The sequence below is a fragment of the Bowmanella dokdonensis genome, assembly GCF_017254865.1.
GTDB classification, from domain to species: domain Bacteria; phylum Pseudomonadota; class Gammaproteobacteria; order Enterobacterales; family Alteromonadaceae; genus Bowmanella; species Bowmanella dokdonensis.
Genome location: NZ_JAFKCV010000324.1, coordinates 1 through 298, shown reverse-complemented (window position 1 = coordinate 298; position 298 = coordinate 1). Strand labels below are relative to the sequence as shown.

Genomic DNA, 298 nt, shown 5'->3' with positions numbered 1-298 from the left:
AACATTCAACTGGGCAATACCGCCGAACATCTGGCCGGGCTTTTTTACATCCAGGAGGCTAGCTCCATGCTGCCGCCTGTGGCCCTGCTTGAGGATTTGGATCCCCCCGACAGAGTACTGGATATGGCTGCAGCACCAGGCTCAAAAACCACCCAAATCAGTGCGCTGATGAGCAATCAAGGGTTACTGGTAGCCAATGAGCTGTCTTCCAGTCGTCTCAAAGTACTGTCTGCCACCATACAACGGCTGGGTGCGGCTAATGTGGCCATGAGCCATTTTGATGGTGAGGTATTTGGCC

General features: G+C 53.7%; 1 pseudogene. It reads left to right on the top strand.

The window, feature by feature from the left end:
- Window positions 1-298, top strand: a pseudogene (yebU, locus tag J0A66_RS22775) (16S rRNA (cytosine(1407)-C(5))-methyltransferase RsmF); the annotation flags it as partial.